This window comes from Mesorhizobium sp. RCC_202, assembly GCF_041355295.1.
Taxonomy (GTDB): Bacteria; Pseudomonadota; Alphaproteobacteria; order Rhizobiales; family Rhizobiaceae; genus Mesorhizobium.
Genome location: NZ_JBFUPO010000006.1, coordinates 326,198 through 350,841, shown reverse-complemented (window position 1 = coordinate 350,841; position 24,644 = coordinate 326,198). Strand labels below are relative to the sequence as shown.

The window sequence follows — 24,644 nt, the reverse complement described above, 5'->3', positions numbered from 1 at the left end:
GATGATCGTGGATTTCGCCAGCGTCGATCCGAATATGCGCCGCAACGCCATCGCGCATCGCTTGGCGCCGACGATCGCTTTGCCGGGCACCAGCGACAATGTCGTGTTGGATTGCACCGGGACCGAGCGTATGGGCCTGCGTGGTCCGGGCACCATGGATTGGCTTGCCGCGGAAGGACGTGCAGCGCCTGATGTGGTGAACAAGGCTATCACTTTGCCGGATGGCATCAGCGTACTGCGGCTCGGCCAGCAGGAGGTGCTGTTGACCGCGCCTCCGGGCGCAAGCGGCGAAAGGTTGCGCAACTTGCGCCGGGCATGGCGGGAGAGTGCGGTGCCGGCCAAAGGCTACGACGCCTATCGCGACGAGGGCTGGGCCTGGTTCGTCGTCTCCGGCCCCGCCGCGCCGGCCTTGATGCGCCGGATCTCGATGGCCGATCTCAGGCCGGAAAGCCTCGGGCACGGCCAGGTGGCGCAGACCCGCGCGCTGCATCTTGATGTCGTCATCGCGCGTCTCGATCGTTTCAGCGCGATCTCCTATGACATCTTCTTCGACATTGCCTCGGCCGCCTTCGCGCTGGACGCGCTGACGGAAACCGCCGCTGGTCTTGAGGCCAACTTCCAACTGGCCGCGCTCCACCGCGCGGCATAGTCCAGCAGCGTAGCTCGATCGCACCACCGGCGCAGTTTTGCGAGCCGCGAGGTTGCGGGCGGCTTGGCCGGCGGCTATGCCGGATTGAGATAGGCTGACGAGAAGGCAGAATTGATGAAGGTCGTTTCCACCTCGAAATCGCATGGCGGTGTCCAGGGCGTTTATTCGCACGCTTCCGAGGTCTGCGCCTGCGAAATGACCTTCGCGGTGTTCGTGCCGCCCCAGGCCAAGGACGGTCCCGTGCCGGTTCTCTGGTACCTGTCTGGCCTCACCTGCACCCATGCCAATGTCATGGACAAAGGCGAATACCGGCGTCTGGCGTCGGAGCTCGGGCTCGTCATCGTCTGTCCCGACACCAGCCCGCGCGGGCCTGACGTTCCGGACGAAAAGGACAATTGGCAATTCGGCTGCGGCGCCAGCTTCTATCTCGACGCGACCGAGCAGCCCTATGCAAAAAACTACCGCATGTATTCCTACATCACCGAGGAATTGCCGGCGCTGGTCGCTGCCAATTTCCCGGTCGACATGTCACGCCAGTCGATCTTCGGCCACTCGATGGGCGGCCATGGCGCGCTGACCATTGCGTTGAAGAATCCCGACCGGTTCAAGAGCTGCTCGGCTTTCGCGCCGATCGTGCAGCCGAGCACGGCCGGCTGGTCGCGGCCGGCCTTCGAGAAGTATCTTGGGCCGGATGAGAAAAACTGGCGCGCCTATGACACGACGCTGTTGATCGAGGACGGCAAGCGCTTGCCTGGCTTCCTCGTCGACCAGGGCACAGCGGACAGCTTCCTGCAGGATGGCTTGCGCCCATGGTTGCTCGAAGAGGCCTGCAGGCAGGCTGGCATCGATCTCACGCTGCGCATGCAGGACGGTTACGACCATTCCTATAATTTCATCTCGACCTTCATGGACGATCACCTGAAGTGGCACGCTGCTCGGCTGCCGTAGCAGGATCACCGTCCCCACATCGCGTCAGGCACCACAACCAGCTTGCCGACGAAGTCTTTCGCCATGAAGTCGGTCTGGGCGCGGTGGAAGTCCGAAAGTCTGTAGACACCGCCAACCAGCGGCTGGATCTTTTTCTCTTCGATGTAGCGCACGATGCGGCGGAAATCCGCGCGCGTGCCCTGGCTTGATCCGTGCAGCTGCAGCTGCTTGAGATACATCGTCCTGAGATCGAGCTGCACCACTGGGCCGGCGATCGCGCCTGCTGTGGTGTAGCGGCCCTCGGGGCGCAGGATGCGCAAGAGATCGTTGAAGATGGCGCCGCCGACAAGGTCGGCGACCACATCGATAGGTTCGCCGCCCGTTGCCTCCGCGACCGCAGCCGGTAGATCCGCGATGCCGCGTGTGATGACCTTCTCGGCGCCGATATCGAGCAAGGCTTGTTCCTTGCCCTTGCCGACGACGGCGTAGGGAATGGCGCCACGCGCCCGTGCCAGTTGAACGATGCCGGAGCCGACGCCGCCCGAAGCTCCGGTGACCAGCACACGCTCGCCGGCCTTCAGCGCCGCGCGCTCCAGCATCTGCTCGCCGGTGAGGTAGGCGCAGCAGAAGGTGGCGAGCTCGACATCGCTCATATCGGTGTCGACGACATGCGCGTTCTCGGCCGGCACCGTCTGGTATTCGGCGTAACCGCCGTCGCGGCCATGGCCCATATAGTCGATGTCGGCGAGCGAATCGTCATCGCGGTTGTAGATGGAGAAATCGACCATCACCCGCTCGCCGATCCGGTCCGACGAGACGCCTTCACCGACAGAAGCGATGGCACCGACTGTGTCGGTGCCCTGGATGCGCGGGAAGGTGAGCGTGTTGCCTTGCCGCCGCCAGGTCGACACGGCGGTGGCATCCTCTTCCGTGCCATAGGCGCCCTGGCGCACCCAGACATCGGTGTTGTTCATCCCGCAAGCGCTAACCCTGACAAGCACTTCCCCCGCAGCAGGCACCGGCACCTTCACACCGGTGTTGTAAACGAGTTTCTCCAGCCCGCCATGGCTGGTGAGTTGCACTGCGGCCATTGTGGCGGGGACGGTTCGGGTCATTGCATTCATATCGCTTCTATCTTTTGTTTTACGCAATTCCGGACGGAAGACCGTTTCACATTTTTCCTTGAATTGCTCAGAGGCTGGCAAAGACGGCGTTCACCGCGTCGGCGGTCCTGGCGACGACGATGTCGGCCTCTTCGCGGGTCAGGCAGAGCGGCGGCGCGAAGCCGAGGATATCGCCTTGCGGCATGGCGCGGCCGATGACACCGCTGGCGGCAAGCGCCGTGGCGATCTGCGGTCCCACCTTAAGCGCCGGATCGAAGAAGACGCGGTCGTCACGGTCTTTGACGAATTCGATCGCGGCCAGCATGCCGTCGCCGCGCACCTCGCCGACATGTTTGTGGCCGCCGACGGCCTTGGCGAGCTCAGCGCGGAAATAGGCGCCGGTCTCGCCGGCATTTGTCACCAGATCCATCTCGTCGATCAGTTCGAGATTGGCGACACCAGCGGCAACGCAGATCGGATGCGCCGAATAGGTCCAGCCATGACCGAGCGAGCCGAGTTTGTCGGAGCCTTGCACCAGCACCTGCCAGACTTTGTCGGCGACAATGACGCCCGACAGCGGCGCATAGGCCGAGGTCAGGCCCTTGGCGATGGTTATCAGGTCCGGCTTGATGCCGTAGTGGTCGGAGCCGAACATGGTGCCGAGACGGCCGAAGCCCGTCACCACTTCGTCGGCGACGAGCAGCACGTCATACTTGGTGAGCACGGCCTGGATCTTTTCCCAATAGCCGGCCGGCGGCGGCACGATGCCGCCGGTGCCGAGGATCGGCTCGCCGATGAAGGCTGCGACCGTATCCGGGCCTTCGGCGAGGATCATCTCCTCGAGCTTGTCGGCGCAGTGCTGCGAGAACTGCTCCTCGCTCATCAAGCGATCGGCGCGGCGGAAATAGTACGGCGCCTCGGTGTGCAGGATGGGCGCGCGCGGCAGGTCGAAAGCGTTGTGGAACAGCTCCAGCCCGGTCAGCGATCCGGTCATCACGCCCGAACCGTGATAGCCGCGCCAGCGCGAGATGATCTTCTTCTTCTCGGGCCGGCCAAGAACGTTGTTGTAGTACCAGATCAGCTTGATGTTGGTCTCGTTGGCGTCGGAACCCGAGAGACCGAAATACACCCTCGACATGCCTTTCGGCGCGCGGTCGATGATCATCTTGGCGAGCGTGATCGAGGCCTCGGTGCCGTGCCCGACATAGGCATGGTAATAGGCGAGGTTCTTGGCTTGGCTTGCGATCGCGTCGGCGATCTTCTGGCGGCCATAGCCGACATTGACGCAATAGAGACCGGCGAAGGCATCGATGCTCTTCCTGCCGGTATTATCCCATACCGTGACGCCTTCGCCGCCGGCCATGATGCGCGCCGGGGATTCGCCACGCGCGTGCGTACCCATATGCGTCGAGGGGTGGAAGAAGTGGTCACGATCCCAGGCGGAGAGTTCGTTGGACTGTTCGAGCATGTTTTTGACTCCTGAAATTTCCGGGATGGCTTACGCCACGTCCAGGCAAAGGTATTTGAGATCGGTGAAAGCTTCGAGCCCGTGCCGCGAACCTTCGCGGCCGATGCCGGACTGCTTGACGCCGCCGAACGGGATCGGCGCGCCGGTAATCTTGACGCGGTTGATCGCGACCATGCCGTACTCCAAGGCACGGCCCATGCGTGCCTGGCGGGCGCCGTTCTCGGTCACGACATAAGCGACCAAGCCGTATTCGGTGGCGTTGGCGCGGGCGACGACTTCCGCCTCATCATCGAACGGCGTGACGGCGGCGACCGGGCCAAAGGTTTCCTCATGCATGATCAGCGCCGCGTCCGGCACGTCGACGAGCAGCGTCGGCTGGTAGAACAGCGGGCCGGCTGCGTGACGCTTGCCGCCGGTCAGACAGCGCGCGCCATGGGCAAGCGCATCGGCCACCTGTTCCTCGACCTTCTTCACCGCGCGCTCATGCATCAGCGGCCCGATCTCGGCGTCTGCGGATAGACCGTTGCCTATGTGGAGCTGCTCGATGCGGCGCGCGAAAGCGGCGCAGAAGCGATCATAGACCGGCCGCTGCACATAGATGCGGTTCGCGGCAAGACAGTCCTGGCCGGAGGTGGCGAACTTGGCATCGAGCGCGATCGCCACGGCCTTATCGATATCGGCGTCGTCGAACACGATCAGCGGCGCGTGGCCGCCCAGTTCCATCACCAGCCGCTTCATGGTCGCAGCACTTTGCGCGGCGATCAGCCGGCCGACCTCGGTCGAGCCGGTGAAGCTCATGGCACGCACCCTTGCATCGGCGCACATAGCGCCGACGATGGTCGACGCTTTGCCGGTGATGACGTTGAACACACCAGCCGGCAGACCGGCGCGCTCTCCAAGTTCGGCCAGCGCCAGCGCCGACAGCGGCGTTTCTGAAGAGGGATGCGCCACCACCGTGCAACCAGCGGCCAAGGCAGCGGCTGCCTTGCGGGTCAGCATGGCGGAGGGAAAATTCCACGGCGTGACGACGCCGACGACGCCCAGCGGCTCGCGATGCACCGTCATCTGGGCATTCGGCAGATGGCTGGTCACGCTCTCGGCGTTGAGACGTTTTGCTTCCTCGGCATACCACTCGACGAAGGAAGCGGCGTAGTCGATCTCGCCCAGCGATTCCTTCAGCGGCTTGCCTTGTTCGAGCGTCATCAGCAGCGCCAGATCGTCCTTGGCGGCGATGATCAGCTCGAACCATTTTCGGAAGATGCCAGCGCGCTGCTGCGGCAGCAGCGATCGCCAGGCCGGAAAGGCGCGGGACGCGGCATCGATTGCCTTCGTCGTCTGGGCGGCATCGAGCGCGGCGACGAACGCGACGGTGGCTCCGGTCGCCGGATCGGTGACTTCAAAACTCGCCGCCGCTTCGCTTGCCGTCCAGTGGCCGTCTACATAGGCCAGCGCACGCAACAGCCGGCGATCGGCGAGGCGGTCGAGCGCTTCATGGTGGTTGGTGCGGGCAAAATACGCGGACATCAGTCGGGTCTCCCGGTGCCGAGGCGATATGGAGAGACTAGTCGCGCGGTCGAGACAGAGAGGCTGTTTCGGCCGCAACATGCAGAGAGATTGTCTCTATTGGTGTGCGGAAGCAGACGATCTCTCTCTGCTACCTCAGACGCGCGCTTCAGATGAGGCGAAATCCCCCTCACCCGGATTGCCAACCGAATTGCGAAGGGCAATTCGGGGCAATCCGACCTCTCCCCGAGGGGAGAGGAGAGCGCTGGCGCACCTCTTCTCCCCTCGGGGAGAAGGTGGCCGCGAAGCGGCCGGATGAGGGGGCGTCACGACTGTCACGGCAAGAGATCGGCCACCGGCAACACGGTCTCGTCCTTCACCGTCTTGGTGACGATGTAGGTGAAGTAGCGGTCGATACCGATCTCGCGCTCGAGCAAGCCATCGACCAGCCGCTGATAGGCGTCGATGTCGCGCGCCATGACCTTGAGCACATAGTCGACGCCGCCGCCCACCGACCAGCAGGCGACGATCTCGGAAACGTCGCGCACAACGCGCTCGAAGCGGTCGAAATCGGCCTGGCGATGGTTGGCCAAAGTCACTTCCATCAGCACGGTTGCCACAGGCGCGATTGCGCGCATGGCGATCGAGGCATGATAGCCCGAAACGATTCCGGCCTTTTCCAGCTTGCGCAGCCGCATCCAGCATGGCGTCGGCGACAGGCCGACCTTCTCGGCCAGCGCCAGCTTGGTGATGCGCCCGTCGCGCTGGATGGCGTCGAGAATCTTGAGATCGATCGGGTCAAGTTTCGCTGCCGCCATGCGGATGTCCGCCTTTCGTTCGGCACACCATGACCGTGTATTATTTCGATTGTCAATTGCACTGATTTCGATCTCTAATAAGTCATGACATTGTGGCAGCCAGATCCCGCGCTCATCCGCCGTCCGGCCTACCTCTCGCTGGCCGACCAGGTCGCGCGCGCCATCCATGACGGGCGGCTGGCCAATGGCGCGCAATTGCCGACGCATCGCCGCCTTGCCGACGATCTGAAACTCTCGGTGCAGACCGTCAGCCGCGCCTATGAGGAACTGATCCGCCGTGGCCTGATTTCCGGCGAGGTCGGGCGCGGCAGCTTCGTGCAGACGCAGCGCCGCGAGCCGGAGCCGCCCTACATCCCGGAGCGGCTCGGCGAGGTCATCGACCTCTCCATTCTTAAGCCGGTCTGCGAGCCGATGCATCTGGACAAGCTGAAAGAGGCGCTGGGCTGGCTGGCCGAGAACCTGCCGTCGAGCTCGGCGCTGTCGTTCCGGCCCAACATGGTGTTCCCGCGCCACCGCGCGGTCGCGGTCGAGTGGCTGAAGCTTTGCGGGCTGGAAGCTTCGCCGCAGAACATCAGCCTGACCAATGGCGCCACCGCCGGCATGACGGTGGCGCTGATGAGCGTGGCGCCGCCCGGCTCGACAGTTGCCACCGAGGCGATCGGCCACCACACGCTGGTTCCGCTCGCCCGCTATCTGGGCTTCAACCTGGAAGGCCTGCCGATCGACGGCAATGGCCTTGTTCCCGAGGCGCTCGACGAGGCTTGCCGCCATTCCGATATCCGCGCCGTCTTTGTGCAGCCATCGGTGATCAACCCGACTGCGACGCTGATGGACGCTGCACGGCGCGAGCAGATCGCCGCGGTGGCGCGCAAGCACGACATCGCCATCATCGAGAACGATGTGCTCGGACCCTTGGTGGAGGGCCGCCCGCCGGCGGTTGCCGCCTTCGCACCGGAGCGGACGCTCTACGTCACTTCCTTCACCAAGATCACCGTGCCTGGCCTGCGCATCGGTTATCTCGCCGTGCCGGACCGCTATGTCGCGGCCGTCGCCAACCGCCATCTCGTCTCGAACTGGATGGCGACGCCGATGGTGGCGGAGATTGCCACCAAATGGGTGACCGACGGCACGGCGATAGAACTGGTCAACTGGCAACGCGCAGCGCTCAGGCGGCGCCAGGAGATCGCGGCTGAAATGCTGAGCGGCGTCGACTATCGTGTGCATCGCGACGGCCTGCACATCTGGCTCGAACTGCCGGGCGACCGCGCCGAGGAGAGCTTTGTCGCCCAGGCGCGCCTGCGCGGCGTGGCGATCGCGCCGGGCACCTCGTTCCGCATTGCCGACACGCCTTGGCATCCTGCCGTCCGGATTTCTCTAGGATCTACCACCGAAGGGGAACTGCGGGCTGGCCTCAGCGTTGTCGCCAAGCTGTTGCTTGGCGATCCAGAGCATCTTCTGCTCGCCATCTGATGCTATAAATTGCCCTGAATTTGTGCGGTGTCGGAAATATTGTCATGATTTAATTTTCCCAATTGACATGATTTGACACGTTTCGCATCGTTAAGGGCATAGGCTTCTCCAGAACGGGGAAATGGATTGCCCGCACCCATCATCAAGGTTGACGCCATTTCGAAAAGCTTCGGCAGCTTCAAGGTGCTGGACGGCTTGTCGATGCAGGTCATGCCCGGCGAGAAGCTGGCGCTGATCGGCCCATCGGGATCCGGCAAGACGACGATCCTGCGCATCCTGATGACCCTGGAGAAAATCGACGGCGGCCACATCCAGGTCGATGGCGAGCAGCTCTACCACATGGAGCGCAACGGCCAGCTGCTGACAGCCGATGAGCGGCATCTGGCCAAGATGCGCCAGAAGATCGGCATGGTCTTCCAGCTGTTCAACCTGTTCCCGCACAAATGCGTAATGGACAACGTGACATTGGCGCCGATGCTGACCAAGGGGATGGCGCGCGCCGCGGCCGAGAAGCGGGCAATGGAACTGCTCGATATGGTCGGCCTTGCCGACAAGGCGAAAGCCATGCCGGCGCAGCTTTCCGGCGGCCAGAAGCAGCGCGTGGCGATCGCCAGGGCGCTGGCGCTATCGCCCAAGATCATGCTGTTCGACGAGGTTACCTCGGCGCTCGACCCCGAGCTGGTCGAGGAAGTGCTCAATGTCATGCGCAAGCTCGCTGCCGAGACCGACATGACGATGCTTCTGGTCACTCACGAGATGGGTTTCGCCCATGACTTCGCCGACCGGGTGCTGTTCTTCGACCGCGGCAGGATCGTGGAAGAAGGCAAGCCCGACGAGATTTTCCGTCATCCCAAGCAGGAACGCACGCAGAGCTTCCTGAAGAAGATCATCGCGGCCGGACATCGCGTCTGACCGCAATGCAAAGGAGCGGCGAAGTCGTCTCGAAGGCGGCGCAACCGCCACAAACCAAGAAGACAAACAAGGAGTTGGGAACAATGAAAAAACTTGGCATTCTGGCTGGCGTCGCCGGTCTCACGCTGACAGCCGTGCTCGCCGCCACAAGCGCGGGCTCGGCCGATGACAACAAGCTCGAGCAGTTGAAGGCGCAGGGCTTTGCCCGCCTCGCCATCGCCAATGAGCCGCCCTATACGGCGGTCGCTGCCGACGGCAAGGTTTCGGGCGCGGCACCCGACGTGGCGCGCGAGATCTTCAAGCGGCTCGGCGTCGCCGATGTCGTGGCCTCGATCTCGGAATATGGCGCCATGATCCCCGGCCTGCAGGCCGGCCGCTTCGACGTCGTCACCGCCGGCCTGTTCATGAAGCCGGAGCGGTGTGCTGCGGTTGCCTATTCCGAACCGGTGCTTTGCGATGCCGAGGCGCTGCTGGTGAAGAAGGGCAATCCGAAGGGCTTCAAGAGCTATGAGGATATCGCCAAGGACGCCAGCGCCACTGTCGGCGCGCCGGGCGGCGGCACGGAGGAAAAGCTGGCGCTCAATGCCGGCGTGCCGCGTGAGCGCGTCATCGTCGTACCGGACGGTCAGAGCGGCCTGAAGATGGTGCAGGACGGCCGCATCGATGCTTATTCGCTGCCGGTGCTGTCGATCAACGATCTCGTCAAGAAGGCCAGCGATCCGAACCTCGAAGTCATCGCTCCGGTGGTCGGCGCTCCGGTCTATTGCGACGGCGCCGCCTTCAAGAAGGGTGACGAGGCGTTGCGCGATGCCTACGACGTCGAGCTCGCCAAGATGAAGAAATCCGGCGAATTCGCCAAGATCATCGAGCCCTACGGCTTCTCCGCCGCCGCCGCGATGTCGACGACGCGCGACAAGCTCTGCTCGGCGAAGTGACTTTTGCCTTCTCCCCGTTCGCGGGGAGAAGGTGTCACGAAGTGACGGATGAGGGGCGGCGCCAGCATTTCAAGGTTCGCGCTGCCCCTCATCCGCCTGCCGGCATCTTCTCCCCGTGAACGGGGAGAAGGGACTGTCGCAGCCGTCTCGCATAATTATACTCGTCAGGAACTTCGACCTTCATGACCCAGTGGTCCGGCTATTTCGGCCTGATATTGCAGGGAGCGCTTGTCACCATCGAGCTGACGCTGATGGGGTCGGTGCTGGCGCTGATCATGGCCTTCCTTGCCGGCATGGGGCGCTTGTCGCATGTGCTTGCGCTGCGCTGGCTGGCCACGGCCTATATCGAATTCTTCCGCGGCACCTCGATCTTCGTGCAGCTGTTCTTCGCCTATTTCGTGCTGCCGCTGGTGGGCGTGGAACTCACCCCGCTGCAGGCCGGCGTGCTGGCGCTGGGCCTCAATGTCGGCGCCTATGCCGCCGAGGTGGTGCGCGGCGCCGTGCAGTCGATCGGGCGCGAGCAGCACGAGGCCTGCATCGCGCTCAATCTCGGCCGTTGGCAAGGCATGCGCCATGTCATCCTGCCGCAAGCGTTTCTGGTCATGCTGCCGACCTTTGGCAACAACGCCATCGAGTTGCTGAAGGCGACGTCGGTCGTCTCGCTGATCTCGCTTGCGGACCTCACTTTCCAGGCGCAGGTGGTGCGCGCCCAGACCGGCAACACCATGGTGCCGTTCGCCACCATCCTCGTCATCTATTTCATCCTGGCGCTGCTCATCTCGTGGGGCGTGCGCTCGCTGGAGCGCCGTCTGGCGCGCGGCCTCGACGGGGTGCGCGTCTGATGGCCGGGGTTCGCTGATGGATTGGGCCCGCTAATGGACTGGGACTGGGATTTTGTCCGGCAGATCCTGCCGACGCTTATCCAGGGGGTGAAGATCACCATCCTGGCGACGCTGCTCGGCTCGGTGCTGGCGGCGATCGTCGGGCTCGGTATCGCCCTGGCGCGCCGCTCGTCGAACAAGGCGCTGTCGCGCACGGTCGGTTTCGTCGCCGAATTCATCCGCGGCACGCCGCTTCTGGTGCAACTGTACTTCATCTTCTACGTGCTGCCCGATATCGGCATCCTGCTGCCACCGCTGGTGGCTGGCGTCATCGGGCTCGGGCTGCATTACGGCACCTACACGGCCGAGGTCTATCGCGCCGGCATCGACAATGTGCCGCGCGGCCAGTGGGAAGCCGCCAAGGCGTGCAATCTCAATGCCAGGCAGACCTGGACGCACATCATCATCCCGCAAGCCATTCCGCCGATGATCCCGGCTTTGGCCAACTATTTCATCGCCATGTTCAAGGAGACGCCGCTGCTGTCGGCGATCACCGTGCTGGAGCTGATGAACCAGGCGAAAAGCGTCGCCAACACCTACTATCGCTACCTGGAGCCGATCACGTTGGTCGGCGCCTTCTTCCTTGTCATCAGCCTCTGTTCGGTCGCGCTCCTGCGCTGGCTGGAACGCCGCTACGGCAAGATCGAGAGATGAAAGCCATGAAACCCTTGCCAGACATCCATCTCGAAACGGCGCGCCCGGCGCTCGACCAGCGCCCGCTGGAAAAGCGCGTCGGCCTGATCGCTCTCGCCACCGACCACACCAGCGAGGTCGATTTTCGCCGCATGGTGGCCAGCGAGCGCATCGGCGTTTACGTCGCGCGCATTCCCTATGCCAATCCGACGACGCCGGAGAACCTGCGCAAGATGCAGCCGTCGCTTTCGGCCGGCGCGGCGCTGATCCTGCCGGACGAGCCGCTCGACGCCATCTGCTATTCCTGCACCTCGGCCTCCGTGGTGATCGGCGACGACGAGATCGAGCAAGCGATCCAGGCGGCCAAGCCAGGGGTGCCCGTGGTCACCCCGCCGATGGCCGGCATGCGCGGCCTGAACGCCTTCGGCGTGAAGCGCATCAGCGTCCTGACGCCCTATACGGTCCGGACCAGCCGGCCGATGGCCGCCTATTTCGCAGGCCACGGCTTCGACATCCAGAGCTTCACGTGCCTCGGCTTCGAGGACGACCGCGAGATGGCACGCATCACGCCCGCTTCGCTTGTCGACCTGGCGCGCAAGGCAACGCATCCCCAGGCCGATGCGCTGTTCGTGTCCTGCACCGCGCTGCGCGCCGCGCTCGCCGTTCCCGGCATGGAGGAAGCGATCGGGCGCCCGGTGGTCACCAGCAACCAGGCCAGCGCCTGGAATTGCCTGCGGCTTTGCGGCGACGACCGGCCTCGGCCGGAGTTCGGCAGGCTGATGACGAAGCCTTTGGCTGCGTGATCGAAATGCTGGTCACACTTCAACATATTCAGACCGCGCGCGAACGCATTGTCGGCAAGGTCGAGCGAACGCCGACGGTGTTGTCGCAAAGCCTTTCGGATCGCGCCGGGCACCCCGTGTATCTGAAGCTTGAGCATCATCAAACCACCGGCGCCTTCAAGCTGCGCGGCGCTTCCAACGCCATCGCCGCGTTGAACCCCGAACAAAGGTCACGCGGTGTCATTGCCGCCTCGACCGGCAATCACGGCCGCGCGCTGGCTCATGCGGCGAAGCTCGCAGGCATTCGCGCGGTGATCTGCATGTCGAGGCTGGTGCCCAGGAACAAGCTCGACGCCATCCGCCACCTCGGCGCCGATGTCCGCATCGTCGGCGATAGCCAGGACGATGCCCAGCAGGAAGTCGACAGGCTGGTGAAGGAAGAGGGGCTGGTCATGCTGCCGCCCTTCGACCACCCCGACATCATCGCCGGCCAGGGCACGCTCGGGCTGGAGATCATGGAGCAGGTTCCGGATGCCGCGGCCGTGCTGGTGCCGCTGTCCGGCGGCGGCCTTGCGGCTGGCGTCGCGGCGGTTGTCAAAGCGGTGAGTCCCGCCACCAAGATCATCGGCATTTCGATGGAGCGAGGTGCAGCGATGAAGGCCAGCCTCGACGCCGGCCGCCCGGTGCAGGTCGAAGAACTGCCGACGCTGGCGGATTCGCTCGGCGGTGGCATCGGCCTCGACAATAGAGTGACCTTCGCCATGTGCCGCGACCTGCTCGACGATGTGATCCTGCTTGCCGAAGACGAGATCGCAGCCGGCATCCGCCATGCCTATGAGCAGGAGCGCGAAATCGTCGAGGGTGCCGGTGCCGTCGGCATCGGCGCGCTGCTTGCCGGCAAGGTCGAAGTAGGCGGTCCGACCGTTCTCATCCTCTCCGGCCGCAACATCGACATGCGGCTGCACCGCCGCGTCATCTGCGGAGAATCCATCGTAACGGAGCGCGCCGCATGAGCCGTATGACGATCCTCACCGAGACGGAGCTGCGCAAGATCGTGACGCTCGATCTGGAAGCGGTCGCCTGTGTCGAGAACGCCTTTCGTGCCCTGGCGACGCTGCCGGTAGCGATGCCGCCGATCCTGCGGCTCGATCTTCACGAGCATCGGGGCGAAGTCGATGTGAAGACCGCCTATGTGCCCGGTATCGACGGCTTCGCCGTCAAGATCAGCACCGGCTTCTTCGACAATCCAAAACTCGGCCTGCCGAGCGGTGGCGGCATGATGGTGCTGCTGTCGGCAAAGACCGGTGTGGTCGAGGCGCTGCTGCTCGACAATGGCTACCTCACCGACATCCGCACCGCTGCGGCAGGAGCGGTCGCGGCGAAGCACCTGTCGCGCGAAGACTCCGCGGTAGCAGCGATCTTCGGCGCCGGTTTGCAGGCGTCGCTTCAGCTCGAGGCGTTGCGGTTGGTGCGGCCGATCGAGGAAGCCCGCATCTGGGCGCGCGACGCCGCCAAGGCCGAGGCAACCGCCACCCGTTTGCGCGACAAGCTCGGCATTCTGGTCCGCGCCGAACCGGAGGCGGCGAAGGCGGCGGCGGGCGCCGACATCATCGTCACCACCACACCGTCGACCGAACCGCTGATCAAGCCGGGCTTCGTCTCCTCCGGCCAGCACTTCACCGCGATGGGCTCGGACGCCGAGCACAAGAACGAGATCGCGCCGGCGATCCTGCGCATGGCCGATCTCTATGTCGCCGACAGCGCGAAGCAGACGCGGCGTCTTGGCGAGCTTCACCACGCCATCTCCGCTGGCGTCATGGCCGCCGACGCTGAGGTCACTGAACTCGGCCAGATCATCGCTGGCGCTAAGCACGGCCGGCGTTCGGCCAGCGACATCACCATCGCCGACCTCACCGGCACCGGCGTGCAGGACACGGCGATCGCCACTTTGGCCCGTGATCGCGCGCGGGCGGCCAATGCCGGAACGATTTTCGAAAGCTGATGCTGGCCAAAGCGTGATCCGGAAAAGTGGGAACCGGTTTTCCGAAAAGATCACGCGCAAACAAGAAACAGACGACGAGCCGGATTCAACGAAGATGAATCAGGCTCTAGGCCCAACAAACGAGGACCAACAAAATGCAGCCAAACCTGAAATTCTCGCGAGGCGAATTCGCCGATCGCCTCGCCAAGACGCGGCGTGCCATGGAGGCCAAGGGCGTCGATCTCTTGATCGTCAGCGATCCGTCCAACATGGCCTGGCTCACCGGCTATGACGGCTGGTCCTTCTATGTCCATCAGGCGGTGATCGTGCCGCCATCGGGCGAGCCGGTCTGGTACGGCCGTGGCCAGGACGCCAACGGCGCCAGGCGAACTGCTTACCTCGCCCATGACAACATCATCGGCTACGCCGACCACTATGTGCAGTCGACGGAACGCCACCCGATGGACTATCTCGCCGGCGTGCTGGCCGAGCGCGGTTGGGACAAGCTCACCATCGGCGTGGAGATGGACAATTACTGGTTCTCGGCGGCCGCCTTCGCGGCCCTGCAGAAACACCTGCCCAACGCGCGCTTTGCCGACGCCACGGCACTGGTCAACTGGCAGCGTGCGATCAAGAGCCCGACCGAGATCGACTACATGCGCAAGGCCGCGCGCATCGTCGAAGCCATGCATCAGCGCATCGTCGACAAGGTCGAGGTCGGCATGCGCAAATGCGACCTCGTCGCCGAAATCTATGACGCCGGCACACGCGGCGTCGATGGTATCGGCGGCGACTATCCGGCGATCGTGCCGCTGCTGCCGTCCGGCGCCGACGCTTCCGCGCCGCATCTCACCTGGGACGACAAGCCGATGAAGGCGGGCGAGGGCACGTTCTTCGAGATCGCCGGCTGCTACAACCGCTATCACTTGCCACTGTCGCGCACCGTCTTCCTCGGCAAGCCGACACAGGCCTTCCTCGATGCCGAGAAGGCGACGCTGGAAGGCATGGAAGCCGGCCTTGCCGCCGCCAAGCCCGGCAATGCCTGCGAGGACATCGCCAATGCTTTCTTCGCCGTCCTGAAGAAATACGGCATCGTCAAGGACAACCGTACCGGCTACTCGATCGGTCTGTCCTATCCACCGGATTGGGGCGAGCGCACCATGAGCCTGCGTCCCGGCGACCGCACCGAGCTCAAGCCCGGCATGACCTTCCATTTCATGACCGGTCTCTGGCTGGAGACGATGGGGCTGGAGATCACCGAATCCATCCTCATCACCGACACCGGCGTCGAATGCCTGGCCAATGTGCCGCGCAAGCTGTTCGTGAAGGATTGAGCCGATGTCAGCTACGCGTCCGTCGCCGATCGCGGCGACCGTCGACTTCGAGCGCGACGGTGTCCAGCACGGCTTCCTGCGCCTGCCTTACAGCCGCGACGATTCCGCCTGGGGCTCGGTGATGATCCCGGTCTGCGTCCTGCGCAACGGCCAAGGGTCGACCGCGCTGCTCACCGGCGGCAATCATGGCGACGAGTATGAAGGGCCGCTGGCGCTCTACGAACTCGCCCGCACGCTCGACCCGAAGGATGTTTCCGGCACGGTCATCATCGTGCCGGCGATGAACTATCCGGCGTTTCGCGCTGGCACGCGCACCTCGCCGATCGACAAAGGCAATATGAACCGCAGCTTCCCCGGTCGCCCCGATGGCACGGTAACGGAGAAGATCGCCGACTATTTCCAGCGTGAGCTGCTGCCGCGCGCGGACATTGTCTTCGACTTCCACTCCGGCGGCAAAACGCTCGACTTCGTGCCGTTCTGCGCCGCGCACACGCTGCCCGACAAGGCGCAGGAAGCCAAAGCCTTCGCGGCCGTCGAAGCTTTCTCGGCGCCGTTCTCGATGCGCATGACCGAGATCGATGCGGTCGGCATGTACGACACCGCGGCCGAGGAAATGGGCAAGGTCTTCGTCACCACCGAGCTCGGCGGCGGCGGGACGTCGCGCGCTGAAACCGTGCGCATCGCGCGGCGCGGCATCCTCAATGTGCTGCGCCATGCCGGTATCGTCGATGGTGCGGTCGAGAAGACTCGAACAAAATGGTTGGACATGCCGTCCGGCGATTGCTTTGCCTTCGCCGAGGATGACGGCATGATCGAGACCATGGTCGATCTCGGCGAGCCCGTCGAGGAGGGCCAGGTGATTGCCCGCATCCATTCGGTCGGACGCACCGGTCAGGCGCCGCAAGAGATCAAGGCCAGGATGGCGGGCCTGCTCGCCGCCCGTCATTTTCCCGGTCTGGTCAAGGCCGGCGACTGTGTGTCTGTTCTGGCCGTATTAGTTTGAAGGGCGTTGAGTTCGCTGGGCTCCAATCAGCCGATCGCTTTTGTAAGGCTTCCCTGCGCCGGGTACAGCGGTATCAGGCAAGCCTGCAGCGCGTGATACAGGTCTGCCTTGCCCGCAAACAGCGAATGCGCCGGAACAAGGTTCTCGTCGAGTTCCTCGAACCAGCCGCCGTGCTCGCGGTCGATGTAGGATTCGGCAATCGTGTTCCAGATGCGCCGATACCATTCTTCATGGAATGGACTCGGGCGGTGTTCGATCAGAAAAGTGACAGCTCCCGCGGCTTCCGCTATCGGCCACCAGGGTTTGAAACGGAATGACGGCTTGTCGGCCCAATCGAGGGTGTAGAAAAAGCCACCCTTGCTTCTGTCCCAGCCCAGCTCGACAGACCGGCGAAACAGCGTCTCCGCGGCTGCGGGCATCCAATCATGGCTTTTGCCGCCCAGCACCCAGAGCTGGAGTGTCAATCTGGACCATTCAAGCCAATGGCCCGGCGTCGTTCCCGAGGGCCGGAACATCTCGTTGACGGCCTTGTAGGAGCGGTCGACCGACCATTGCTCATCGAAATGCTCGGCGACGCGAAAATCGCATTCGCGGGCACGGCGGTTGATGATCAGGTCCGCGATACGCTCGGCCTTGCGAAGATAGTCCTGATTGGCGGTCGCCTCATAGGCGGCCATCAACGCTTCGGTCAGGTGCATGTTGGAGTTTTGACCGCGATAGCCTCGCATCGGCGTCCAATCGCGTTCGAACTCCTCGGTGATCGCGCCGTGCTGGTCTTCCCAGAAGCGATCGTTCAGGATCGTCGTGACGTCATCCAGCATCCTGTCGGCCAGGGGATGCCCCACCAGCTTCGCGCTCGACGCCGCGAGCAGTACGAAGGCGTGCCCGTAGCCCTGCTTGCTGGCGTCTTTCGGGCCGTTATCGTCAAGCGACCACATGTAACCGCCATGCTGTGCGTCGCGGTGCGAATGCCAGAGGTAATTCATTCCGTGATCGATCATCCGGTCGCTGCCGGGGCGGCCAAGCAGGCTGGCGATGACATAACAGTGGACGGCCCGGGCCGTGGTGTGGATTGGCCGCACGGCGCTGCCCGGCAGCGGTTTGCCGGAAGGATCGAGATCGAAAAACCCGCCCTTCGGATTGATTGCGACGGGATCGAAAAGATCGAACAGGATGTTTGCTTGGCTTTCGAGCCAGGCGCGATGCCAGGGCTTGTCGCGCCAAGCCCCGGGGGCAGCCGATGTAAATGAAAGCTCGGGCATTCAAATCCTCCTGTTGGGTGACCGGCATGCGATGTCCGCCGCAGATTTACATGAGCTGGATCGGGACGACGAGCGCTGGCAAGTGAATAGGGTGAAGCCTGATACTTTTTGCCGCCCTTATTTCGCAATGTCGACCAACAACCATCTCCATCTCCGGCAAATCGAGGTTACGGCAGCGTATCGATGATTGATCGAATCCATGTCATGCCAACAGAATTGGTTGGCCTGCAGCCGCTGAGTTGCCGCTCACGATGGGCGAACGAAAACTCTCGCTGGAAACGCCTTCTCCATCACCTCCAGGAAAGCGCGAACCTTCGCACCGACAAGACGTCGCGAGCTTTGCAGCGCCCAGATTTCCACCGATGGACCGGCATGAGTTCCCCAGCAAACGAGCCGACCCGCCTCGACATCGCCTTCGGCAAGAAGCTTCGGAAGCACCGCCGCGCCCGCACCTGCAAGAACGGCATCGCGCACCATCAGCAGAGAAGAGAAGCGCAGGATCGGCTCGGGCTTGAAAAGGACTTCGTCCTCAGAATCGGATTTCAGGCGCCAGACAACGTTCGGCGGAGTAGCACTCAGCAAGACTGCCTTCACGATACTCGGTCCGCCATCCGGCGCCGGCTGTGGGCATGGCATGTCCGGTGAGGCAACGATCAGGCGCTCGTCATTGAGAAAACGGCGACCGATGAGACGTTCATCCGGTGAAGGATCGATCCGGATAACAAGGTCGTAGCCATCCTCGACCGGATCGACCTTGCGATCCTCGGCAACAATCTCAAGCTTGACCTCCGGATAGGCGAGCGCGAAACGGGCGCCGATCCTGGGAAGCGCCACATGCGCGAAAACCATGGGGGCGCTTACCCGCAGCCTGCCTCTCGGGGTCGAGGCACCCAGGACAATCGCCTCCCCGGCTTCGGCGATTTCCGACAGCAATCCGTCCGTGCGCTCGTGCAGCGATAACCCTTCGTCTGTCAGTCGCAGACTTTGGGATCCACGCTCGATCAACCTGACACCCAGGCTCTGTTCGAGTTCGCTGACATGGCGCGACAATGTCGCCTTGGATCGGCCGGAGATGCGACCGGCTCGGCCGAAACCGCCATGGGCGGCAACGAGATTGAAATCGACCAGTGCTTCCAGATCCATTCTTCTGTTCCAATAATGAGACGAGATGTTTCAATCATGTCATCTATTCATCAATTTTGGAACGGCTATCTTTTTCTGGAAGCAACCAAACATAAGGAGTTTTCACAATGGCTATTTTGGTAACCGGCAGCACCGGCACGATCGGCTCCCAGGTCCTGGCCCACCTGCAGGGACGGAACGTAGAGGTCCGCGCCCTGACGCGCTCACCTGAAACGGCGCAATTTCCCTCCGGCGTAAAAGCCGTCCGCGGTGACCTCGCCGACCCGGATTCGGTGCGCGCGGCACTGCAAGGCGTCAGCACACTGTTCCTGCTCGCCCCGAACGTCGCCGATGAATTGACCCAGACCATGCTCACCCTGACGGTCGCACGAGAGGCCGGCGTCAAAGGCATCGTCTATCTCTCGGTCTTCGGCGGCGATGCCTATGCCGACGTGCCGCATTTTGCGGGCAAGTACACGGTCGAACGCATGATCGAGGCCCTCGACCTGCCCGCGACGATCTTGCGTCCCGCCTACTTCATCCAGAACGATCTTCGCCAGAAGGACGGACTTCTGAAGAATGGCATTTATGGCTCGCCGATCGGCAGGAAAGGCGTCTCGATGGTCGATATTCGCGACATCGGCGAGGCCGCGGCGATCGAGCTGGTCCGCCGTGAACAGTCCGCCACGCCGCTCGGCCGCGAGACCTACGCCCTGGTTGGTCCGGACAGCCTGACCGGCGACGGCATCGCCACCATCTGGAGCGAGGCCCTCGGCCGCGCGATCCGCCATGGCGGCGACGATCTCGTCGTCATGGAACAGCGCACGAAGACGATGCTGCCCACCTGGCATGCGCTTGATCTGCGCCTGATGTTCGGCCGGTATCAGACGGAAGGCGCGGTGGCGACCGCTGACGACATCGAGCGCCTGACCAAGCTCCTCGGCCACGCCCCCCGCTCCTATGCCGCTTTTGCCAGGGATGCCGCCGCCCAGTGGGCGAAGGGCTGAGCCCGCACCTTGGCCCCCAACAAAGGAGACCCGCCGTGATGACGATCCACTCCCTCTTGCCTGAAGACGCTCCAGCGGTGGCCGCGATGCGACAGGCCGCCTCGGCCCACAAGGGTGAAAAGCTCGGGCCCGAGGCACGGCCGATGTTCGACGCCATGTTTGCCGCAACGCCCGCCGCCGCGGATGTGCGGATTGAACCTGCGACGGTCGGCGGCATTGCCGGCTTCTGGCTTCGGCTGCCGAACGCACGACCGGGTGCGCGCATGCTCTATCTTCATGGTGGTGGCTATGTGCTCGGCTCAGCCCAGGCGCTCACGAACTTCGCGGGCCAGATCGCCGTTCGCGTTGGCGCCGATACCTTCGTCCCCGACTATCGGCTCGCGCCGGAACACCCTTTCCCAGCTGCGATTGATGACGCCATCGCCGCCTATCGTGGTCTGGTTGCAGAGGGGGCGGAAAGGATCGTGGTTGCCGGCGATTCGGCCGGCGGCGGTTTGACGCTGTCGCTGCTGTCGATCCTCGCTGACGACAAGACGAAGGGCATGGTGCAACCGGCCGGGGCTGCCGCGATGTCGCCTTGGACCGACCTGGCGCTCACCGGCGACAGCTTCGAGACGAGGGCAGGGGCGGACCCGATCTTCACGCGCGGCGTGCTCCAGGCCTTCGCAGACATGTATCTTCAGGGCCAGGATGCGACGAACTCCAAGGCATCACCGCTCTATGCGGAACTCAACAGCCTGCCACCGATCCGGATCGATGTCGGCGACGACGAATTGCTGCTCGCGGACTCCATCCGCTACGCCGACCGGGCGCGAGCGGCAGGCGTGGAGGTCACGCTGTCGATCTGGGAGGGCATGCCGCATGTCTTCCAGTCTTCCCTCGGCCACTTTCTCGCGGCCGAGCAGTCGGTGGACGCCATCGGTGCCTTCCTCCGGCAGCGGCTAATCGATGTTTCCCCGTCCAACAGCACACCTTCGGAGGCTTGAAATGAAAATTCTGGTATTGGGCGCCACGGGCGCAACCGGCCGGCTGATTGTCGGCAAGGCCATCGCGGAGGGACACGAAGTCGTAGCCCTCGTCCGCTCCAAGGCAAAGGCCGGGGACCTCGCCGGCGCCGAGCTCGTCGAGGGCGACGCGCGCGATGCCGCAGCGCTAGCCAGGGCCATAGCGGGTTGTGATGCCGTCATCAGTTCATTGGGCACCGCCATGAGCCCGTTCCGGGAGGTGACCCTGCTGTCGACGGCGACGCGCGCGCTGGTCGGCGTCATGGAGCGGCAGAACATCCGTCGTCTCGTGTGCATTACTGGCCTCGGCGCCGGCGACAGCCGCGGCCATGGCGGCTTCTTCTTCGACCGACTGTTGCTGCCGCTGATGCTGCGGAAGGTCTATGAAGACAAGGATCGCCAGGAAGATGCAATCCGGGGCAGCGCACTGGACTGGACCATCGTTCGACCAATGGTCCTCAACGACAAGCCGGCGCGCGGTCGCATCAAGGCGTTGACCGACCTGTCGGGCGTACATGGCGGGTCGATCGCCCGAGCCGATGTCGCGGATTTCGTCGTTCAGCAACTCACTGCGGATACGTGGCTGCGCAAATCACCGCTGATCAGTTGGTGAAAGTCACTGGTAAAACTCGCGCCCTAGCCGACCTGATCGGCGACCGATCGAAGTGCCGGCGTTGACCCATTTCATCGTTGATGATGGATGTCCTCGTCGGCACGTGCGTGTGGCGCTCCTTGTTCGAGAGCAGCAAGGAAGCACTCGGCCGCGTCCTGAATTCTGGCCATCGCCGCGGGTCGGAGGTGCGCGTCCAAGCTTCTCGAGCCGCCGTAACAAGGTCCGGTTGCTCGCCGAGCGTGTCGGTAGACGCCTGCCGGACTAGGTCTGTTGTCCGTTGCCAGCCGCCTCGGCGGATCCCAGCTGTTCCACCACTATCTCGATGAAGCTCTTCAGCTTCGGCGTTTGTCGCCGATCAGGGTGGAACAGCAGATGAATGGGACGCGGAGGCGTTTCGTAGTTCGGCAACACTCGGACGAGCCGCCCAGTCGCGAGGTGAGGGCGCACCGACTCTTCGCCGATGAGCGCCAAGCCGAAACCTGCGAGCGTGGCCTCCAGCAACGAAGCGGGGCTGTTGACCTTGAGACGGCCGTGGACCAGGGCCTTTGAGGTGAGACCGTCCCGTAGAAAGAGCCAGTCGCTGAACGTTGGTTCGGGCCAGTTTCCGAAGAGCAGGCATTCATGATTGGCCAGATCCGATACAGTCGATGGCATCCCTCGCTCTTTTAGATATGCAGGCGACCCGCAGGCGATAGTCTGAAAGGGTGCGAGCTTTATCGCCCCGAGGTTGGATTCTCCGAGCGGACCGATCCGGAACACCGCCTCAAACCCGTCGTCGATAAGGTCGACAAAGCGGTCGTTGAGAACCAGGTCGACATCGACACCGGGATGGCTACTCAAATATCGTGCGACCACAGGTGTCACGCAGTGAGCTCCGAATGAAACCGGGGCATTGACGCGCAAAAGCCCTCGGGGCTTGCCCCTGGCCTCATCAGCGATTGCATCCGCCCAGTCGACCTCGGCCAGCGCCACTTTGCACCGATCGTAATAGGACTTGCCGATCACCGTCAGACTTTGCTTTCGGGTTGTGCGGTTGAGCAGGCGTGCCCCCAAGCGTGCCTCCAGATAGGTGACGTGCTTGGCCACCATCTGCGGTGAGATGCCGAGCGACGATGCCGCCGTTGCAAAGGAGCCGCTTTCTGCCGCCTTTACGAATGCGGCCATGCTGGCGAGGCGATCCATTCCACACTCCTGGTTGGGAGAGCCGGTTTCATGGCGCCATTTATCGATAGAATGCAAGGGTGCATTTAGGTTGTCACTATTGGCTTCCCCACCCTTGGACATCTTAGAAAGGCACAAACATGAAAATCGGCATTGTTGGCGCTGGCAACATCGGCAGCGCACTCACCCGTCTCTTCCGGGCCGCAGGGCACGAGGTCACGATCGCCAATTCGCGCGGACCAGAATCTTTGGCGGACCTGTCGGCGGAAACCGGAGCGCGGGCAGCTGCGATGGAAGATGCTGTCCGCGGCCAGGAGGTCGTGGTCGTCGCCGTTCCTACAAACAAAATCCCTAGTCTGCCCCGCGAACTGTTCGCGTCCACGCCTGCCGACGTAGTCGTCATCGACACGACCAACTACTATCCACAACAGCGCGACGGTCGTCTGGACGGAATTGAGGACGGGGGCACTGAAAGCGAATGGGTCGAGCAGCACCTTGGGCGTCCGGTGATCAAAGCCTTCAACACGATCGAAGCGACCCATCTTCAGCCGGGCGCCAAGCCGGCGGGCTCCGCGGACCGCATCGCTCTGGCGGTGGCGGGTGATGACGTCCGGGCCAAGTCCAAGGCGATGGCGCTGATCGACGGGATCGGCTTCGACGCCGTGGACGCGGGCACTATCGCGGAGTCATGGCGTCAGCAGCCGGGCTCTCCCGGTTATCTCAAGGATTATGATGTCAAGGGCGTCCGGCGCGCGCTCGCCGAGGCGATCGCCGAACGTCAGCCCGAGTGGCGCGCAACGCCCAACAGCCCCGGCACGTACGAGTCGCCGGCGTAGATGCCCTTGGTCCGCCACCATCCGCCCCACCCACAGACGATCGAGCATTAGCCGACGCGCCCTAGCTGAGTTGATCAACGGCCGATCGAAGTGCCGGGTTTGACCCATTTCATCGATGATGGATATCCTTCTCGGCAGGCGCGTGTAGCGCTCCTTGTTCGGTAGCGCTCCTTGTTCGAGAGCAGCAAAAAAGGTCTCGGCCAACAACCAGTCCTCAATGGCGACACCTTGGCGCCGAACGATATACGGCCAGTTTCAGAATCCCGTAACTTCATGGAGAATTCCAATGACCCGAATATTGTTCGTCGGCCAGAAGCCTGAAACTGTCGACTTCTCGGACCCGTCCTTGCCTCCCGGCTTCAATGCCGAAAAGATCAATGCCGGGATCGCTTTGGGCGTGGCGAAGATTGAGGACCGAGGTTGGCAGGGCGATACCTGCATGATCACGCCCGATGCCGCCGGATTTGCCGCACTCAAGAAAGCGCTGGGCGATGCTGCATATGATTGCGTTGTGATCGGCGGCGGCCTCAGGCTGCCGCCCAAGAGCCTGCCGCTATTCGAAACCGTTGTGAACATCATCCACAAGGCGGCGCCGAACGCTGCCATAGCCTTCAACACGAGACCAGAGGACACTGCGGATGCCGCTGCCCGTCAGCTCCCCACGAGTTGACGGGGCTTGCTGCGGATGTGACTTAGGAGAAGTGCCGGTAGTTCATTGGGCGGTGGCAGCCTCGTCAGAAGTCGGCTTCCGTCCTTTTGAGCCAGATCCGCTGTCATTTCCGGACGCAGGGCGCCGGCCGGTTTGGTGGTCTCCTTCTTCAGGGTGAGGTGCATACGCCCATGGCGTCCGTTCTGCTGCGGGCATTTCCTTCAGCAGCAGGCCAGGTTCGACGACTTCATCAACGAACTCAACTCAAGAACGTCCACATCAGGCACTCGGCATGGACTGTCCGGCAGAGCGCTACACGCCGTCAACGCGCCCCTACACTGGCCTGTCTGACCTCGATTATCCGTTTCACGACAAGGCCGTCATCGTCACCACCTGCGGCCGCATCCGCTACAATCGCAGGAAGATCAACCTCAGCCTTGTCTTTGCCGGCCAGACCGTCGGCATCAAGCAGGTCGAGGACCACATTTGGCTGACGAACTTCATGGACTATGATTGGGATACTTCGATGATGAGACATGCAGGCTCGAACCACTCCAAAACCCATTCGGGCCCAGTGTTACCCATGTCTCC

At 63.2% G+C, this 24,644-nt stretch carries 24 protein-coding genes and 1 pseudogene; 18 read left to right on the top strand and 7 right to left on the bottom strand.

Annotated features, from left to right (window positions below; genetic code table 11):
- Nucleotide 1: 1 nt before the first annotated feature.
- Nucleotides 2-649 carry a hypothetical protein gene (locus tag AB6802_RS16760; RefSeq protein WP_371011246.1) on the top strand — a complete coding sequence of 216 codons (648 nt, stop codon included), beginning with the start codon at nt 2-4 and terminating at the stop codon, nt 647-649.
- A 114-nt stretch (nt 650-763) separates the two neighbouring features.
- A complete protein-coding gene (fghA, locus tag AB6802_RS16755) occupies nt 764-1,597 on the top strand; it encodes an S-formylglutathione hydrolase (protein ID WP_371011245.1) in 834 nt (277 codons plus the stop codon).
- A gap of 5 nt (nt 1,598-1,602) precedes the next feature.
- Here fghA and AB6802_RS16750 read toward each other — a convergent pair whose 3' ends face one another.
- From AB6802_RS16750 to AB6802_RS16735, 4 genes are all read right to left on the bottom strand, one after another.
- A complete protein-coding gene (locus tag AB6802_RS16750) occupies nt 1,603-2,700 on the bottom strand; it encodes an alcohol dehydrogenase family protein (protein ID WP_371011244.1) in 1,098 nt (365 codons plus the stop codon).
- Nucleotides 2,701-2,767: 67 nt separating this feature from the next.
- Complete coding sequence (locus tag AB6802_RS16745; protein ID WP_371011243.1) at nt 2,768-4,147, bottom strand: aspartate aminotransferase family protein; 1,380 nt, start codon at nt 4,145-4,147, stop codon at nt 2,768-2,770.
- 30 nt (nt 4,148-4,177) lie between these two features.
- On the bottom strand, nt 4,178-5,671 hold the full coding sequence (locus tag AB6802_RS16740; RefSeq protein ID WP_371011242.1) for an NAD-dependent succinate-semialdehyde dehydrogenase: 1,494 nt from the start codon (nt 5,669-5,671) through the stop codon (nt 4,178-4,180).
- Nucleotides 5,672-5,985: 314 nt separating this feature from the next.
- Complete coding sequence (locus tag AB6802_RS16735) at nt 5,986-6,468, bottom strand: Lrp/AsnC family transcriptional regulator (RefSeq protein WP_371011241.1); 483 nt, start codon at nt 6,466-6,468, stop codon at nt 5,986-5,988.
- 84 nt (nt 6,469-6,552) lie between these two features.
- Here AB6802_RS16735 and AB6802_RS16730 point away from each other — a divergent pair, with 84 nt between their 5' ends.
- The 10 genes from AB6802_RS16730 to doeB all read left to right on the top strand — a co-directional run bounded on the left by AB6802_RS16730 (nt 6,553) and on the right by doeB (nt 16,399).
- Nucleotides 6,553-7,938, top strand: a complete 1,386-nt coding sequence (locus AB6802_RS16730) for a PLP-dependent aminotransferase family protein (RefSeq protein WP_371011239.1) — start codon at nt 6,553-6,555, stop codon at nt 7,936-7,938.
- Nucleotides 7,939-8,064: 126 nt separating this feature from the next.
- Nucleotides 8,065-8,850 carry an ectoine/hydroxyectoine ABC transporter ATP-binding protein EhuA gene (gene ehuA, locus AB6802_RS16725; RefSeq protein WP_371011238.1) on the top strand — a complete coding sequence of 262 codons (786 nt, stop codon included), beginning with the start codon at nt 8,065-8,067 and terminating at the stop codon, nt 8,848-8,850.
- An 83-nt stretch (nt 8,851-8,933) separates the two neighbouring features.
- Nucleotides 8,934-9,785, top strand: a complete 852-nt coding sequence (gene ehuB / locus AB6802_RS16720) for an ectoine/hydroxyectoine ABC transporter substrate-binding protein EhuB (RefSeq protein WP_371011237.1) — start codon at nt 8,934-8,936, stop codon at nt 9,783-9,785.
- Between the two features lie 182 nt (nt 9,786-9,967).
- On the top strand, nt 9,968-10,627 hold the full coding sequence (ehuC, locus tag AB6802_RS16715; protein WP_371011236.1) for an ectoine/hydroxyectoine ABC transporter permease subunit EhuC: 660 nt from the start codon (nt 9,968-9,970) through the stop codon (nt 10,625-10,627).
- Between the two features lie 33 nt (nt 10,628-10,660).
- A complete protein-coding gene (gene ehuD, locus AB6802_RS16710) occupies nt 10,661-11,320 on the top strand; it encodes an ectoine/hydroxyectoine ABC transporter permease subunit EhuD (RefSeq protein WP_371011235.1) in 660 nt (219 codons plus the stop codon).
- A gap of 5 nt (nt 11,321-11,325) precedes the next feature.
- Nucleotides 11,326-12,102 carry an ectoine utilization protein EutA gene (eutA, locus tag AB6802_RS16705; protein ID WP_371011234.1) on the top strand — a complete coding sequence of 259 codons (777 nt, stop codon included), beginning with the start codon at nt 11,326-11,328 and terminating at the stop codon, nt 12,100-12,102.
- Nucleotides 12,103-12,107: 5 nt separating this feature from the next.
- Nucleotides 12,108-13,094: a hydroxyectoine utilization dehydratase EutB gene (eutB, locus tag AB6802_RS16700; protein ID WP_371011233.1), complete on the top strand. Its 987-nt coding sequence runs from the start codon at nt 12,108-12,110 to the stop codon at nt 13,092-13,094.
- Entirely contained in the window at nt 13,091-14,083 is a 993-nt protein-coding gene (locus tag AB6802_RS16695; RefSeq protein WP_371011232.1) for a cyclodeaminase, read from the top strand. The genes eutB and AB6802_RS16695 overlap by 4 nt, the downstream gene beginning before the upstream one ends.
- 134 nt (nt 14,084-14,217) lie before the next feature.
- Nucleotides 14,218-15,396, top strand: coding sequence for an ectoine hydrolase DoeA (gene doeA / locus AB6802_RS16690; RefSeq protein ID WP_371011231.1), 1,179 nt, complete (start codon nt 14,218-14,220; stop codon nt 15,394-15,396).
- Between the two features lie 4 nt (nt 15,397-15,400).
- On the top strand, nt 15,401-16,399 hold the full coding sequence (gene doeB / locus AB6802_RS16685; protein WP_371011230.1) for a N(2)-acetyl-L-2,4-diaminobutanoate deacetylase DoeB: 999 nt from the start codon (nt 15,401-15,403) through the stop codon (nt 16,397-16,399).
- Between the two features lie 26 nt (nt 16,400-16,425).
- Here the strand turns inward: doeB and AB6802_RS16680 are convergent, their stop codons facing one another.
- Together AB6802_RS16680 and AB6802_RS16675 are read right to left on the bottom strand one after the other, a co-directional pair.
- Nucleotides 16,426-17,661, bottom strand: coding sequence for an AGE family epimerase/isomerase (locus tag AB6802_RS16680; protein ID WP_371011229.1), 1,236 nt, complete (start codon nt 17,659-17,661; stop codon nt 16,426-16,428).
- A 246-nt stretch (nt 17,662-17,907) separates the two neighbouring features.
- Nucleotides 17,908-18,804, bottom strand: coding sequence for a LysR family transcriptional regulator (locus tag AB6802_RS16675; protein WP_371011228.1), 897 nt, complete (start codon nt 18,802-18,804; stop codon nt 17,908-17,910).
- A 107-nt stretch (nt 18,805-18,911) separates the two neighbouring features.
- Here AB6802_RS16675 and AB6802_RS16670 point away from each other — a divergent pair, with 107 nt between their 5' ends.
- Genes AB6802_RS16670 through AB6802_RS16660 form a run of 3 tightly spaced genes read left to right on the top strand, consistent with a single transcriptional unit; the run spans nt 18,912 to nt 21,407 of the window.
- Complete coding sequence (locus AB6802_RS16670) at nt 18,912-19,790, top strand: NmrA/HSCARG family protein (protein WP_371011227.1); 879 nt, start codon at nt 18,912-18,914, stop codon at nt 19,788-19,790.
- A gap of 38 nt (nt 19,791-19,828) precedes the next feature.
- Complete coding sequence (locus AB6802_RS16665) at nt 19,829-20,776, top strand: alpha/beta hydrolase (protein ID WP_371011226.1); 948 nt, start codon at nt 19,829-19,831, stop codon at nt 20,774-20,776.
- 1 nt (nt 20,777) lies between these two features.
- Nucleotides 20,778-21,407, top strand: coding sequence for an SDR family oxidoreductase (locus AB6802_RS16660; RefSeq protein WP_371011225.1), 630 nt, complete (start codon nt 20,778-20,780; stop codon nt 21,405-21,407).
- A 261-nt stretch (nt 21,408-21,668) separates the two neighbouring features.
- Here the strand turns inward: AB6802_RS16660 and AB6802_RS16655 are convergent, their stop codons facing one another.
- Nucleotides 21,669-22,589, bottom strand: coding sequence for a LysR substrate-binding domain-containing protein (locus tag AB6802_RS16655; RefSeq protein WP_371011224.1), 921 nt, complete (start codon nt 22,587-22,589; stop codon nt 21,669-21,671).
- A 119-nt stretch (nt 22,590-22,708) separates the two neighbouring features.
- Here AB6802_RS16655 and AB6802_RS16650 point away from each other — a divergent pair, with 119 nt between their 5' ends.
- The 3 genes and pseudogenes from AB6802_RS16650 to AB6802_RS16640 all read left to right on the top strand — a co-directional run.
- Nucleotides 22,709-23,404, top strand: a complete 696-nt coding sequence (locus AB6802_RS16650) for an NADPH-dependent F420 reductase (RefSeq protein ID WP_371011223.1) — start codon at nt 22,709-22,711, stop codon at nt 23,402-23,404.
- Nucleotides 23,405-23,702: 298 nt separating this feature from the next.
- Nucleotides 23,703-24,074 (top strand): hypothetical protein, encoded by a 372-nt coding sequence (locus AB6802_RS16645; RefSeq protein ID WP_371011222.1) that lies wholly within the window; start codon nt 23,703-23,705, stop codon nt 24,072-24,074.
- 198 nt (nt 24,075-24,272) lie between these two features.
- Nucleotides 24,273-24,644 (top strand): annotated as a pseudogene (locus AB6802_RS16640) (integrase); the annotation flags it as partial.

Bases quoted from the DNA above. Each gene is read 5' to 3' on its own strand.
- ehuC (WP_371011236.1), top strand. From the start codon at position 9,968: ATGACCCAGTGGTCCGGCTATTTCGGCCTGATATTGCAGGGAGCGCTT.
- AB6802_RS16665 (WP_371011226.1), top strand. From the start codon at position 19,829: ATGACGATCCACTCCCTCTTGCCTGAAGACGCTCCAGCGGTGGCCGCG.
- AB6802_RS16680 (WP_371011229.1), bottom strand. From the start codon at position 17,661: ATGCCCGAGCTTTCATTTACATCGGCTGCCCCCGGGGCTTGGCGCGAC.
- AB6802_RS16730 (WP_371011239.1), top strand. From the start codon at position 6,553: ATGACATTGTGGCAGCCAGATCCCGCGCTCATCCGCCGTCCGGCCTAC.
- AB6802_RS16650 (WP_371011223.1), top strand. From the start codon at position 22,709: ATGAAAATCGGCATTGTTGGCGCTGGCAACATCGGCAGCGCACTCACC.
- AB6802_RS16735 (WP_371011241.1), bottom strand. From the start codon at position 6,468: ATGGCGGCAGCGAAACTTGACCCGATCGATCTCAAGATTCTCGACGCC.
- doeA (WP_371011231.1), top strand. From the start codon at position 14,218: ATGCAGCCAAACCTGAAATTCTCGCGAGGCGAATTCGCCGATCGCCTC.
- eutA (WP_371011234.1), top strand. From the start codon at position 11,326: ATGAAACCCTTGCCAGACATCCATCTCGAAACGGCGCGCCCGGCGCTC.
- AB6802_RS16675 (WP_371011228.1), bottom strand. From the start codon at position 18,804: ATGGATCTGGAAGCACTGGTCGATTTCAATCTCGTTGCCGCCCATGGC.
- AB6802_RS16740 (WP_371011242.1), bottom strand. From the start codon at position 5,671: ATGTCCGCGTATTTTGCCCGCACCAACCACCATGAAGCGCTCGACCGC.
- fghA (WP_371011245.1), top strand. From the start codon at position 764: ATGAAGGTCGTTTCCACCTCGAAATCGCATGGCGGTGTCCAGGGCGTT.
- AB6802_RS16660 (WP_371011225.1), top strand. From the start codon at position 20,778: ATGAAAATTCTGGTATTGGGCGCCACGGGCGCAACCGGCCGGCTGATT.
- AB6802_RS16670 (WP_371011227.1), top strand. From the start codon at position 18,912: ATGGCTATTTTGGTAACCGGCAGCACCGGCACGATCGGCTCCCAGGTC.
- AB6802_RS16655 (WP_371011224.1), bottom strand. From the start codon at position 22,589: ATGGATCGCCTCGCCAGCATGGCCGCATTCGTAAAGGCGGCAGAAAGC.
- AB6802_RS16760 (WP_371011246.1), top strand. From the start codon at position 2: ATGATCGTGGATTTCGCCAGCGTCGATCCGAATATGCGCCGCAACGCC.
- ehuD (WP_371011235.1), top strand. From the start codon at position 10,661: ATGGACTGGGACTGGGATTTTGTCCGGCAGATCCTGCCGACGCTTATC.
- AB6802_RS16695 (WP_371011232.1), top strand. From the start codon at position 13,091: ATGAGCCGTATGACGATCCTCACCGAGACGGAGCTGCGCAAGATCGTG.
- eutB (WP_371011233.1), top strand. From the start codon at position 12,108: ATGCTGGTCACACTTCAACATATTCAGACCGCGCGCGAACGCATTGTC.
- AB6802_RS16745 (WP_371011243.1), bottom strand. From the start codon at position 4,147: ATGCTCGAACAGTCCAACGAACTCTCCGCCTGGGATCGTGACCACTTC.
- doeB (WP_371011230.1), top strand. From the start codon at position 15,401: ATGTCAGCTACGCGTCCGTCGCCGATCGCGGCGACCGTCGACTTCGAG.
- AB6802_RS16750 (WP_371011244.1), bottom strand. From the start codon at position 2,700: ATGAATGCAATGACCCGAACCGTCCCCGCCACAATGGCCGCAGTGCAA.
- ehuB (WP_371011237.1), top strand. From the start codon at position 8,934: ATGAAAAAACTTGGCATTCTGGCTGGCGTCGCCGGTCTCACGCTGACA.